This is a genomic window from Caulobacter segnis (genome assembly GCF_003243465.1).
Classification (GTDB): domain Bacteria; phylum Pseudomonadota; class Alphaproteobacteria; order Caulobacterales; family Caulobacteraceae; genus Caulobacter; species Caulobacter segnis_A.
Map to the genome: position 1 here is coordinate 1 of NZ_QFQZ01000053.1, position 12,558 is coordinate 12,558.

The 12,558-nt window shown below is 65.9% G+C and carries 13 protein-coding genes; all 13 read left to right on the forward strand.

The features are described 5' to 3' along the window. Positions 1 to 123 precede the first annotated feature (123 nt). On the forward strand, positions 124 to 1,413 hold the full coding sequence (locus tag DI526_RS15605; protein WP_066683144.1) for an arsenic transporter: 1,290 nt from the start codon (positions 124 to 126) through the stop codon (positions 1,411 to 1,413). Positions 1,414 to 1,521: 108 nt separating this feature from the next. Continuing rightward, complete coding sequence (locus tag DI526_RS23420) at positions 1,522 to 1,701, forward strand: DUF4880 domain-containing protein (RefSeq protein ID WP_082769626.1); 180 nt, start codon at positions 1,522 to 1,524, stop codon at positions 1,699 to 1,701. Between the two features lie 129 nt (positions 1,702 to 1,830). Continuing rightward, the gene (locus DI526_RS15610) at positions 1,831 to 2,160 is read left to right on the forward strand and encodes a helix-turn-helix transcriptional regulator (protein WP_304279833.1); all 330 of its coding nucleotides are present in this window, start codon (positions 1,831 to 1,833) and stop codon (positions 2,158 to 2,160) included. A gap of 220 nt (positions 2,161 to 2,380) precedes the next feature. After that, a complete protein-coding gene (locus DI526_RS15615; RefSeq protein WP_295105846.1) occupies positions 2,381 to 3,418 on the forward strand; it encodes an NAD(P)/FAD-dependent oxidoreductase in 1,038 nt (345 codons plus the stop codon). A gap of 229 nt (positions 3,419 to 3,647) precedes the next feature. Further along, on the forward strand, positions 3,648 to 4,019 hold the full coding sequence (locus DI526_RS15620) for a hypothetical protein (RefSeq protein ID WP_304279844.1): 372 nt from the start codon (positions 3,648 to 3,650) through the stop codon (positions 4,017 to 4,019). A gap of 148 nt (positions 4,020 to 4,167) precedes the next feature. Further along, positions 4,168 to 4,533, forward strand: coding sequence for a hypothetical protein (locus DI526_RS15625; RefSeq protein WP_304279933.1), 366 nt, complete (start codon positions 4,168 to 4,170; stop codon positions 4,531 to 4,533). A 56-nt stretch (positions 4,534 to 4,589) separates the two neighbouring features. Beyond that, positions 4,590 to 5,816: a TolC family protein gene (locus DI526_RS15630; protein ID WP_304279846.1), complete on the forward strand. Its 1,227-nt coding sequence runs from the start codon at positions 4,590 to 4,592 to the stop codon at positions 5,814 to 5,816. Positions 5,817 to 5,824: 8 nt separating this feature from the next. Continuing rightward, on the forward strand, positions 5,825 to 7,048 hold the full coding sequence (locus DI526_RS15635) for an efflux RND transporter periplasmic adaptor subunit (protein WP_304279848.1): 1,224 nt from the start codon (positions 5,825 to 5,827) through the stop codon (positions 7,046 to 7,048). A 10-nt stretch (positions 7,049 to 7,058) separates the two neighbouring features. Beyond that, positions 7,059 to 7,496: a hypothetical protein gene (locus DI526_RS15640; protein ID WP_304279851.1), complete on the forward strand. Its 438-nt coding sequence runs from the start codon at positions 7,059 to 7,061 to the stop codon at positions 7,494 to 7,496. Continuing rightward, entirely contained in the window at positions 7,493 to 10,735 is a 3,243-nt protein-coding gene (locus DI526_RS15645) for an efflux RND transporter permease subunit (protein ID WP_304279854.1), read from the forward strand. The genes DI526_RS15640 and DI526_RS15645 overlap by 4 nt, the downstream gene beginning before the upstream one ends. A gap of 1 nt (position 10,736) precedes the next feature. Continuing rightward, positions 10,737 to 11,078: a DUF190 domain-containing protein gene (locus tag DI526_RS15650; protein WP_304279856.1), complete on the forward strand. Its 342-nt coding sequence runs from the start codon at positions 10,737 to 10,739 to the stop codon at positions 11,076 to 11,078. Between the two features lie 68 nt (positions 11,079 to 11,146). Beyond that, the gene (locus DI526_RS15655; RefSeq protein ID WP_304279859.1) at positions 11,147 to 12,046 is read left to right on the forward strand and encodes a cation diffusion facilitator family transporter; all 900 of its coding nucleotides are present in this window, start codon (positions 11,147 to 11,149) and stop codon (positions 12,044 to 12,046) included. Further along, entirely contained in the window at positions 12,043 to 12,510 is a 468-nt protein-coding gene (locus DI526_RS15660) for an SRPBCC family protein (RefSeq protein ID WP_304279862.1), read from the forward strand. Before DI526_RS15655 ends, DI526_RS15660 begins: the two co-directional genes overlap by 4 nt. Positions 12,511 to 12,558 lie beyond the last annotated feature (48 nt).

The following is a 12,558-nucleotide window of genomic DNA, read 5'->3' on the forward strand; positions in this document are numbered from 1 at the left end:
CCCAGCTGACGCAGATGGCGCCTCCCAAGAGCTGAACCGCAGGGCGCTAACGCGCCCGCAAGTTGGTGCGGCGGACAGTCAATCCTGTCCGCCGTCTTTTCGTCTCCAGTCCAGAGCCTGTCCGTGATCCTTGCCCTGCTGATCTTCATCGCCACCATCACCCTGGTCATCTGGCAGCCCAAGGGTCTCAGCATCGGCTGGAGCGCCAGCATCGGCGCGGCGCTGGCGCTGGTCACCGGCGTCGTGCACCTGGCCGACATACTGACCGTCTGGCACATCGTCTGGAACGCCACCGGCGCGTTCATCGCGGTCATCATCATCAGCCTGCTTCTCGATGAAGCGGGCTTCTTCGAATGGGCCGCGCTGCACGTAGCGCGCTGGGGCGGCGGCAAGGGGCGGCTCCTGTTCGCCTCGATCGTGCTCCTGGGGGCCGCAGTCTCGTCGGTGTTCGCCAATGACGGGGCGGCGCTGATCCTCACCCCCATCGTCATCGCCATGCTCATGGCCCTTGGTTTCAAGGACAAGGCGACCCTGGCCTTCGTTATGGCGGCGGGCTTCATCGCCGATATGGCCAGCCTGCCGCTGGTGGTCTCCAATCTCGTCAACATCGTCTCGGCAGACTTCTTCAAGATCGGCTTTGGGCGCTACGCCCTGGTCATGATCCCCGTAAACTTGGCGGCGATCGCCGCGACCCTGGGGGCGCTGCTGATCTACTTCCGTCGCGACATTCCCAAGACTTACGACGTCGCCCAGCTGAAAACGCCGGCGGCCGCCATCAAGGATCCCGCGACCTTCAAGGCCGGCTGGGTAGTCCTGGCGCTGCTCCTGATCGGGTTCTTCGCTCTCGAGCCGCTAGGCGTGCCTGTCAGCGCCACGGCTGCGGTCGGAGCCCTGGTCTTGTTGGTGATCGCGGGCCGGGGCCACATCATCAGCACGCGCAAGGTCCTGAAGGGCGCTCCCTGGCAGGTCGTCATCTTCTCGCTGGGCATGTACCTGGTGGTCTACGGGCTGCGCAACGCGGGCCTCACCGACCAGCTAGCGGGCCTGCTCAATCACTTCGCCAAAGGCGGTGTCTGGGGCGCGGCCTTCGGCACGGGCGTTCTGACGGCGCTCCTGTCCTCGGTCATGAACAACATGCCCACCGTCCTGGTCGGCGCGCTCTCCATCGAGGCCAGCGGCGCGACCGGCGCGGTCAAGGAGGCGATGATCTACGCCAACGTGATCGGCAGCGACCTGGGCCCCAAGATCACCCCGATCGGCTCGCTGGCCACGTTGTTGTGGCTGCACGTGCTCAGCGCCAAGGGGATCAAGATCTCCTGGGGCTACTATTTCAAAGTCGGGATCATCCTGACCACGCCGATCCTCCTCATCACCCTCGCGGCCCTGGCGCTCAGGCTGACGATCGCCGGGTAAGAGGGGAGCGAGCGCCCCCCGGCGACAGTCGTCGGGGCCGTTCAAAGATGGAGAGGCTGGCGTCGGAGCTTAGGAGCTGAGGCGAGGGGCAGAGCGAAGCTTTCGCGTTTGGAGCGAGAGAGTCTCTCGTGGGTCAACCGCCTGCATTCCGGCGCCTTTTCAGTGGAGGACGCCGACGCATTCCGGCGCTGGCGCTCATCGGATCCTGCCAATGAGGCGGCGTTCGTGGAGGCGATACGATTTCGCCGCAGGGTGGGCGAAATGTTGAGAAGTGCGCGGCAGGACTGACCGAAGTTCCAGAATGTCCGGGTCTGCCGGCAGGCCAGCGACCCGCTCCAGGCGCCCCTCTGAAAGCGGAAGATGATTTACACCTGCATATGTGCACATATATACACATGATGCCAACTCAGAGCGTTCATGCCCACAGACGTTAAACTCGAGCGACCCAGGACCTTCGACGTAGGCTTCTTTCGTGCCTTGTGCGAGCCGGTCCGGCTGCAGTTGCTGACCAAGCTGGTGCAGTTGGGGCGAGCGGACGTGGCGACGATCTCCGAGGGCTTCGGACAGGATCGCTCGGTGATCTCCCGCCATCTCCAGATTCTACGTGACACCGGCGTGGTAACGGCCAGCCGGGAGGGGCGGCACGTGTTCTATGAACTCGACGGGCGCGCCCTGGCCGACAAACTGCAGAGCATGTCGGAAGAGGTCAAAGCCCTGTCGCCGCTTTGTTGCCCTGGCCGAGGCTAGAGCCGCAATCCGCTTTGAGAAACATATGCATATGGACGCAAACATGCATATAATGAAGAGTAGTTGTCGGTCCGCCGCGATCCTGATGCCGGCCGCATGGGCGGGCCCGCTGGGGCGCCATCTGCTGCGGCTCAGGTTGACCGCGCCGAATTTCAAGGACGACGACAAGGCGTTGCACCAAGGGGCTTCGAACACGTCTGAACCGGTCGCGAGCTGATCGATGCAGAAGTATGATGTCCTCGTGGTGGGTGGTGGACAAAGCGGCCTTGCCGCCGGCTGGGCGCTGCTCAAGACTGGCTTGAAGTTCGCAATCCTGGAAGGCGGAGCGGCGGTGGCTGGCTCCTGGCCGCGTTACTACGACTCTCTGCGACTCTTCTCACCTGCCGCCTATTCGGCTTTACCTGATCGAGCGTTTCCCGGCGATCCGAAGCGCTACCCGCGCCGGGATGAGGTGTCGGCCTATTTGGCAAACTATGCTGATGCGCTCTCCCTGCCGGTGCTGACTGGCCAGCGGGTGACCTCCGTCGAGCGAACTCCTGAAGGCTTTTGGCTACGGACAACGGCTGGCCGGGAGTACGTCGCGCGATCGGTCGTGATTGCCACAGGCGTTTTTGAGGCCCCGCACATGCCGCGATTGCCGGGACACGAGCGCTTCGGCGGAATGGCGTTGCATGTTGCCGGCTATCGCAATCCAGAGCCGTATCGTGGGCGGCGCGTGGTGGTGGTCGGAGCCGCTAACTCTGCTGTCCAAGTTGCGGTCGAGCTCGCTGCTGAGGCTGACGTGACGCTGGCGGTGAGGAGTCGCGTGCGTTTCATCCCGCAGACCTTGTTGGGACGCGATATCCATTTCTGGTTCAACTTGGCTGGCGTGGATCGTTCGCGGCGCCTGTCGGATCAAGGAACGCCAGTGCTCGACGACGGTCACTACAGCGCCGCACTGAAGCGGGGCGCGCCATTGGCGAAGCCGATGTTCACCAGCTTTACCGAGACAGGTGTGGTTTGGGCTGATGGCGTTGAGGAGCGAATCGATGCGGTGATCTTCGCGACCGGCTACCGACCGAACGTCGGTTTTACGAAGCTTCCCGGCCTTGTGGATGGCGCAGGCACGCTACTTCAGCGTGACGGTAGGGCGATTGGGCAGCCCGGAATTTATTTCGTCGGACAACCAGGTCTGCGCAGCTTCAGTTCAGGCGTGCTGCGTGGGGTAGGGCGCGACGCCGCTGCTGTTGCAGCACAGATCCGGAGAGTGATGACCTAGAGCACCGGCATGAGACTGTTCGCGCCTAGGTTCTGGCTTCGTACTGCTAAGCGTACATTGGCGCACAAACCTCGAGGTAAGCCCTACATCAGGGCTTACCACCTAGTTCTGGGTTTGTGCTTTCAAGCGAGGTTTAGCGAACAAACCTTGAGGTGCCCCCTAGAACTTGAAACTGTTCCGCCGAAAAAAGCAGGCAGCGTCTGGCGCTTTGCCCGAAGGATAAGATGGGATGTTTGCCTCTCTCGCTTTGATAGTGGCCCTACAAGCGGCTGCAGCCAATTATCGTTTCGAGCCCAGCAGCCCAGTCATTCGGGGCGTCGCGGCCAAGGTGACGGTTCAAGTGACCGATACAAACGGCCGCGCTTTGCCTCGGTTGGCTGTAAGCGACGCCAACGTCAGCCGCGATGGGGCGTCACGCCCAGCGTTCTTTGAGCCGTCCTTGGAGTATGGCTCGTTGCGCTTCCGCGCCGACCTGCCAACCAGCGGCGATTGGGTTTTGAACTTCACGCTGCAGGCTGGTTCGGATAACGCGCAACCGGTCGCCGTAGCGTTCAAGGTCAACGATCCTGTTCGTCCGGACGCAACGGCGCCCCGTCGATGACGTGCGGGCCCGCCAATCGTGCGCCGGTCAGGCGCGCTCGAACGCGCCCTATTCTTGGCCTTGACCACGGCCCTGCAAGCGTCTGTGGGGCTCACCGTGACTATGTAACACATTCCCACCTCGCCCGGCCGAAGCTATAGGGGCATTGATGATGGCTTTGAGGACATGGTTCCAGCAGATGGGGGGCGCGTTGATCGCGTGCCTTTTGCTCGCCCTTGTCGTCGCCCCAACCCTCGACACGGCCATTTGCGCAGGCGACGGCGAGCGGGCGTCCGCAGCCAGCGTCCAGATGTCCGACCAAGGCGTCGACGCCGATCATCAAAAAAACAAGAGCCACGACGGCGGCTCGGATGTCTGCATCCACGGTCACTGCCATCACGCCTCGCCGGCGCTTGGCTGGAACGACGCTCAGTACAGCGCCCGCGATCCTGTGACGTCGCACACCGCGCCCCGGAACCTCGGTTTCCCGCCGTCCTCGGCCCAAGACCGCCTCGAAGAACCTCCTCGCGCCTGACCCGGCCGCGCTCACGCGCGTGTTCGCCTTTGTCAGAACGCAAGTAGGGATCTCCCATGCCATCGCTATCTGCCTGGCCCGTCGCCTTCGGCGCGGTTCTAGGCTTCGTGAGCCTCGGCGCGCCTTTAGGCGCTGCTGCCGCTCCGGTGACGCTCGCCGCCGCGCTTGAACGCGCCCAGGCCCAGTCACCGCTCATCACCTCGGCGCAGGCCGCTCTGGCCGCCGCCCAAGGTCGCGCGCGCCAAGCCGGTTTCGCGCCCAATCCGGAAGCCAGTCTTCAAAGCGAGAACATCGCCGGCTCGGGACCCTATGACGGGTTCTCCAGCGCCGAGACGACCTTCTCGATCGGTCAAAGACTCGAACTGGGCGGCAAGCGCCGCACCCGCGCCGCCGCCGCCCAGGCCGAGGTCGAGGCCGCGGTCGTGCGCGTCGCTATCGCCCGCGCGGACCTCACTCGGGAGGTGAAGGCTCAGTATGCTCAGGCCCTTGAGGCCGACGCCCGCGTCGCCCTGGCCCAGGAAGCCGCCGAGCGAGCGCGCGATCTGGCGAGCGTGGCCGCCACCCTGGTCGAGGCCGGGCGCGAGCCGCCGCTGCGGGCCCTGCGCGCCAGAACCGCCAGCGACGAAGCCGAAGCCGCCGTCTTGGCGGCGCAGGCTCAGGCCGCCGCCGCCCGGCGCGCCCTGACCAGCCTGTGGGCCGATCCCGATCCGCAGATTGAACTGGTCGAGCCCTTAGCGACGACAGCTCCATCAGTTGCCATCGATCCGACCGCCTCTCTGGATGTCCGATTGGCGCAGGCTGAGCGGGCCAGCGCCGAGGCCGCGATCGATCGCGAGCGCGCGGCGGGCAAGCCCGACCTGACCGTCCAGGCCGGGGTTCGCCGGTTCGAGCAGACGGGTGACCAGGCTCTGATCGTCGGGTTCACCGCGCCCATCCCGATCCGCGACCGCAACCAGGGCAACGTCGCGGCCGCGCGGGCCGACGCCAACGCCGCCGAGGCGCGTGAGCGCCTGGCGCTGGCGCGGTCCGTTCGTGCGGTGCGTGACGCCCAGGCCTCGCTCAAGGCCGCCGAGGCCCGGCTGGAAGTTCTTTCCAGCCGTACGGTTCCGCAGGCTCAGCAGGCCGTGGACCTGGCGCGCCAGGGCTTCCAGGCCGGGAAGTTTTCGCTGCTCGACGTGCTGGACGCCCAGGCGGCCCTGTCGGCCTCCCGCAACGACCTCATCGCCGCGCGCCTCGAGCGCGCCACGGCGTTGGCCGCGCTCGAACGCGCCGCCGCGCAATAGGACCTGACATGACCAGAACCACTGACAAGAACAAGCTGCTGGCCGCCGTGGCGATCAGCAGCCTGCTGGCGGCCACGACCGGCGTCCTGATCGGACGCTCGGTCCTGGCACCCAAGACCCCCGCTGCTGCGGCTTCCGTGAAGGCGGAGCAACACGAGGAAGGAGAAGCCGGCCACGCCGAAGGCGAGGCCAAGACCGGCGAAAAGGAAGAAGAAGGCTACATCGAAATGAACGCCGAACGCCTCGCCGCGTCCGGCATCCGTGTCGAAACCCTGGCGACCGGCGGGCTCTCGGCCGGCATCGTGGCCCAGGCCTCCGTGGTGGGCTCACCGGACGGCGCCGCGACCTTGGCGGCTCGCGCCGACGGCGCCGTGGTGCGGATCAACAAGCGCCTGGGCGACACAGTAGCGGCCGGGGAGGCCCTGGCTTCGATCGAAAGCCGCGACGCGGCGGCCATCAGCGCCGAGCGTTCCGCCGCCGCCGCCAAGGCGACAGCGGCCCGTCAGGCCTTCGCCCGCGAAAAGCGCCTATTCGACGCCAAGATCACCGCGCGTCAGGATTTGGAGTCCGCCCAGGCCGAGGTCGCGATCGCTGAGGCCGAGCTACGCCGTGCTTCGAGCGCCGGCGCCGCCGCAGGGGTGAGCGCCAATGGCCGCTACGTGACGGTGTCGAGCCCCATCGCCGGGAAGATCACCGCAGCGCCGTTGGTGCTTGGCTCCTATGTCACGGCGGGCACGGAACTCTTCCGCGTCGCCAATCCCCGCAAGATCGAGGTCCAGGCTTCGTTGCCGGCCTCAGACGCGGCCCGCATCGCAGCTGGCGATCAAGCGCTGATCGAGACCCCGCAAGGCACCATCCCCGCTGTTGTGCGGTCGATCACGCCAGGCGTGGATGTCGAGAGCCGCGCGGCGACGGCCATCCTGACCTTGGCGCAAGGGCAGGCGGGCCTGGTTCCCGGCCAGGCCGTGCGGGTTCGGATCGTCCCGCGCGGCGCGGCTGCTACGGATCGGTTCTCGGTTCCCGAGGAGGCGGTGCAGTCGGTCGAGGGCGCTGACAGCGTGTTCGTGCGCGGCAAGGACGGCTTCACGGCTCGCCCGGTGAAGATCGGTCGGCGCGGCGGCGGACGCATTGAGATCCTATCGGGCGTCACCGCTGGCGAGCAGATCGCCGGCCAGGGCGCGTTCCTCCTGAAGGCCGAGCTTGGCAAGGGGGAGGCCGAGCATGGGCACTAGGCGCGTTCTCATGAAACCCCTTTTCATCGTGGCCGGCGTCCTTGGATTGCTGGCCCCCACAGCCGTGACCGCGACCAGCCCCCAGGCCCAAGGCAGGCTGAAGCCCCAACCGACTTTCCAGCTGCTGAGCCAAGGCCATTTGAAGGTCCTAACGGCGTCGGCTTGGAGCGAGCCTGACGGCCTGAGTGTCTCGGGACTAGTTCGTCGCGCGCCGCTCTGGAAGACCGGCGTCAAGGGACACCTCGACATCGAAGCCTTCGACAACGCAGGCCGTCCTTTGGGATCGACCTCCGTGGTCTGGCGCGGCTCACTCGGTTCGAGCGGCCACAATCAAGCCGCGCGCTATGACGCCCGCCTTGTTGGGGTGAACCCTAATGAGGTGACACGCGTCGCGGTCGCCTACCATCCCGTCGCCCACGCGGCCGAGCCCGTGGAGGCCGCGCGATGATCGGCAGAATTCTTGATTTCTCCGTCCGCGCGCGCTGGGCGGTCATCGGCGTGGTGGCGTTGATCGCCGCGCTGGGCGTTTACAACCTGGTGCGACTGCCGATCGACGCGGTGCCCGACATCACCAACAAACAGGTGCAGATCAACACGGTCGTTCCGGCCCTGGCTCCGGCCGAGGTCGAAAAGCTCGTCACCTTCCCGGTCGAAACCGCCATGTCCGGGATCCCCGGCCTGGAAAGCACGCGCTCGATTTCGCGTAACGGCTTTTCGCAGGTCACCATCGTCTTCAAGGAAAACACCGACCTCTACTTCGCGCGTCAGCAGGTTTCCGAACGTCTGACCGGCGTTGGCCAGACCTTGCCCGAGGGCGCCCAGCCCGCCATGGGCCCGATATCGTCGGGCCTGGGCGAGGTGCTCATGTGGACGGTCGCTTATGACCACCCCGGCGGACGCGGCGCCAAGATCAAAGAGGGCGCGCCTGGTTGGCAATCGGACGGCGCCTATCTGACGGTGACCGGCGAGCGCCTGACCGACGCCACCGCTCAGGCGGCCTATCTGCGCGAAGTGCAGGACTGGATCGTCCGGCCGCAGATGCGCGGCGTGGCCGGCGTCGCTGGCGTCGACTCCATCGGCGGCTATGAAAAGCAGTTCGCCGTCCAGGCCGACCCCGCGCGCATGGCCGCCTATGGCGTGTCTTTCAGCGAGCTGGGCAAGGCCCTGGAGGCGGCCAACATCGCCGTGGGCGCCAACTTCATGGAGCGCGGCGGCGAAGCCTATCTGGTTCGCGCCGACGCGCGCGTGCGCAATATCGACGAGATCGCAAACGCCACGGTCGCTACCCGGCAAGGCGTCTCGATCCGGGTCGGAGACGTCGCCACCGTCAAGGTCGGCGGCGGCCTGCGGACCGGCGCGGCCTCGGAAAACGGCGAGGAGGTCGTGGTCGGCACCGTGCTGATGCTTACGGGCGAGAACAGCCGCACCGTGGCCGGCGCTTCGGCTGAGCGGCTCAAGGAGATCGCCAAAAGCCTGCCGCCCGGCGTGAAGGTGCAGATCACCTACGATCGCTCAAAGCTCGTCAACGCCACGATCAAAACCGTCGAGAAGAACCTCGTCGAAGGCGCCTTGCTGGTGATCGTGGTGCTGTTCCTGCTGTTGGGGAACTTCCGCGCCGCCTTGATCACCGCCTTGGTGATCCCGTTGTCGATGCTGATGACGGCGATCGGCATGAACAGGCTTGGCGTCTCGGGCAACCTGATGAGCCTGGGCGCGCTGGACTTTGGTCTCATCGTCGATGGCGCTGTGATCATCGTGGAAAACAGCCTGCGGCGCCTCGCCGAACGTCAGCACCATGAGGGCCGGCTTCTGACCCTCAGCGAGCGCATTCGCGAAACCCGCGAAGCGGCTCGTGAGATGATCGCCCCGACCGTCTACGGGCAGGCGATCATTCTGCTGGTCTATGCGCCGCTGCTGACCTTTACCGGCGTCGAGGGCAAGACCTTCTCGCCGATGGCTATCACGGTGATGCTGGCCCTGGCCGCGGCCTTCGTGCTGTCGCTGACCTTCATCCCGGCGATGATCGCTCTGCTCATTCGCGGCAAGGTCGCGGAGAAAGAAGTGGCCATGGTCCGCTGGACCAAGGTTCGCTACGAGCCGCTGCTGCGCAAGGCAGTCGCCAAGCCGTGGCCGGTGATCGGCGCGGCCGTGGGTATGTTCGTCCTGGCCATGGTCACCTTCTCGTTCCTCGGCCGAGAGTTCACGCCCCAACTGGACGAGAAGGACTTGGCCGTCCAGGCCCTGCGCATCCCCTCCACGTCGCTTGAGCAGTCGCTGCGCATGCAGCGGCAGATCGAACGGACGATCGCCACCTTCCCAGAAGTCGAGTTCGTCTATTCCAAGACCGGCACGGCAGAGGTGGCCAGCGATCCGATGCCGCCCAACGCCTCGGACAGCTTCATCATCCTCAAGCCGCAGGACGAATGGCCCAACAAAAAGGAAAGCAAGGCGCAGCTCGTCGCGCGTATGGAAAAGAAGCTCGAGGGTCTGACGGGCAACGTCTACGAGTTCAGCCAACCCATCCAGATGCGGTTCAACGAACTGATCGCCGGCGTGCGCGGCGACGTGGCGATCAAGGTCTATGGCGATGACCTGGACGCCATGACCGCCAGCGCCGGCCAGATCGCCAAGGCGCTGCAGAGCGTCAAGGGCGCTGCCGACGTCAAGGTCGAACAGACGTCCGGCTTCCCGACCCTGGACGTGTCGCTGGACCGCGACGCGATCGGGCGATTGGGACTAACCGTCGAGGAGGTCGCCGACACCCTGGCGGTGGCCATGGGCGGACGCGAGTCTGGCCTAGTGTTCCAGGGCGACCGACGCTTCGACATCGTCGTGCGCCTGCCCGACGCCACCCGCAACGACCTGGACGCGGTCGGGGCGCTGCCAGTGATGCTGCCTGAAAGGGCGGGGGGCGGCGCGCGCCTGTCGGTGCCGCTGCGTGACGTGGCCCGTTTCTCCTATTCGGAAGGCCTCAACCAAGTCAGCCGCGAGAACGGCAAGCGTCGTGTCGTGGTGCAGGCCAACGTGCGTGGCAACGACCTGGGCTCGTTCGTCTCCGAGGCCCAAGCCAAAGTCGGCGCGCAGGTGAAGCTTCCGGCCGGGTCCTGGATCGAGTGGAGCGGGCAGTTTGAGAACCTCAAGGCGGCGCAATCGCGTCTGGCCCTGGTCGTTCCGCTTTGCTTCCTGCTGATCTTCGCCCTGCTCTACATGGCGCTTGGCGGCTTTGCGCCCGCCCTGGCGGTATTCTCGGCCATCCCCCTGGCCCTGGCCGGCGGGGTCTTTGGCCTGGCGCTGCGAGGCATCCCGTTCTCGGTCTCGGCCGCCGTCGGGTTCATCGCGCTATCAGGAGTCGCCGTGCTCAATGGCCTGGTGATGATGACCGCCATCCGCCAGCGGCTCGCCCAGGGCTTTGAACTGGAAAAGGCGATCATCGACGGGGCCATGGAGCGGCTGCGTCCGGTGATGATGACGGGTCTGGTCGCTTCGCTCGGCTTCGTGCCCATGGCGCTGGCCACCGAAACTGGCGCTGAGGTCCAACGCCCGCTGGCCACCGTTGTCATCGGCGGCCTGATCACCGCCACGGCCCTGACCCTGTTCGTCCTGCCGGCCATCTGCCGGTTCGTCCTGCGCAAGACGCCCAAGGCCTCGGTCGAGCCTTCCGCGCCGTCTCTAGAGCAAGGAGCCTAAGATGATCCCGGGCCAAGCACTGCTGCTACGGATCTACACCGACGAAAACGCCATGACCGGCGATCGCCGCTTCTTCGACATCCTCGTCGAGCGGGCGCGATCGATGGGCCTGGCCGGCGCCACCGTGCTGAGGGGACTGCGAGGCTTTGGAGCCTCCAGCACCCTGCACGGCGGCCAGCCGTTCGACCTGGTGCCCAACCTGCCGGTCGTCGTCGAGATCGTCGACGAGGAGGCCAAGCTCAAGGCCTTCATCGACACCCTGACCCCTGACGATGAGGTGGGGCTGGTGACCTTGGAGAAGGTCGAAGTGGTCCGTTACGGCGGCCATCGTCGCCGCTTCTGATGTCTTCGCCGGCGCGCAGCCCATCGCTGCGCGCCGACCCCTTCCTTTTTCTTGACGGAGATCCGCCCATGGGCGCGGAACAGGGACACGACCACACCGCCGGTCAGACCAACGGCAAGATGCTGGCCATCGCCCTAGGACTGACCTCAACCTTTCTGATCGCCGAGGTCGTCGCCGGCATCCGGTTCAATAGCCTGGCGCTACTGTCGGACGCCGCCCACATGTTCACCGACGCCGCGGCGCTGGCCGTGGCCTTGGTGGCCATCAAGATCGGCGCGCGCAGCGCCGATGATCGACGGACCTTCGGCTATCGCCGTTTCGAGATCATCGCGGCTGCCTTCAACGCCGTCCTACTGTTCGGCGTGGCCGTCTACGTCCTGGTCGAGGGCGTCAAACGCATCATCGACCCTGAACCCGTCCAATCAACCGGCATGCTCGTGGTCGCCGTAATTGGCCTGGTGATCAACCTGATCGCCATGCGCCTGCTCAAAGCGGGTAAGGACAAGAGCCTCAACGTCAAAGGCGCCTATCTGGAGGTCTGGGCCGACATGCTCGGCTCGCTCGGCGTCATCGTGGGCGCCCTGGTCATCAAGCTGACGGGCTGGAGATTTGTCGATCCGATCGTGGCCATCGCGATCGGGCTGTGGGTGCTGCCGCGCACCTGGTTGTTGCTCAAGAACGCCACCCAGATCCTGCTCGAAGGCGCGCCGAGCGGCGTGGATCTGACGAGGATCCGCGCGACGATGGCCGCCACGCCCGGCGTCGCCTCGGTCCACGACCTGCATGTCTGGGTCAGCGGCGCGGACCAGCCCAGCTGCACGGCGCATTTGGTGCTCGCGCCGGGCGCCGATTTCGAGGTCGTGCGCCTGGCCGTGGCCGGGCGGCTACAGGACGAGTTCGATCTGCATCACTTGACGCTCCAGACCGAGCGCGATGCCTGCGCTGGCCAGGAAGAGGTGCATTCATGACCCCTTCCGAGCCCCAAGATGCGCTCACGCTAACGACCCGCCAAGTGATCGCCGTAAAGCCCCAGGCGGTGTTCAAGCTGCTCAGCGACTTTCCTGCCTATGGCGCCTGGGCCCCGTTTCTGACGCTGGCTCCGGCCGGGAAATTCGCGGAGGAGGGGCAGCTGGATTTTCGGATCCGGGTCGGCAGGCTGCCGATCCCCATCTCGATGGCGGGGGAGATCGTCACCCTGGAGCCCCCGCGCCTCATCGCCTGGCGCATGGGCGGCTATGGCATCCGGCTGCTTGAGACTTTCCGCGTCGACCCTGTGCCGCAGGGCGCCCGGGTCACCCACACCGTCCAGTGCGTTGGCGGGCTCAAAGGCGTCCTCGGCGAGGGCCTGCTGCGCACCTATGGCGGCGTCATGCGCCAACTGGACGTCGCTCTTGCCCGTCGGCTGACCAAGCCCGGGAAGATCCGCCGTTGATGCGTCTCGCGCATTCATCACCAAGACCGCTTGGCTACGGAGCACCTC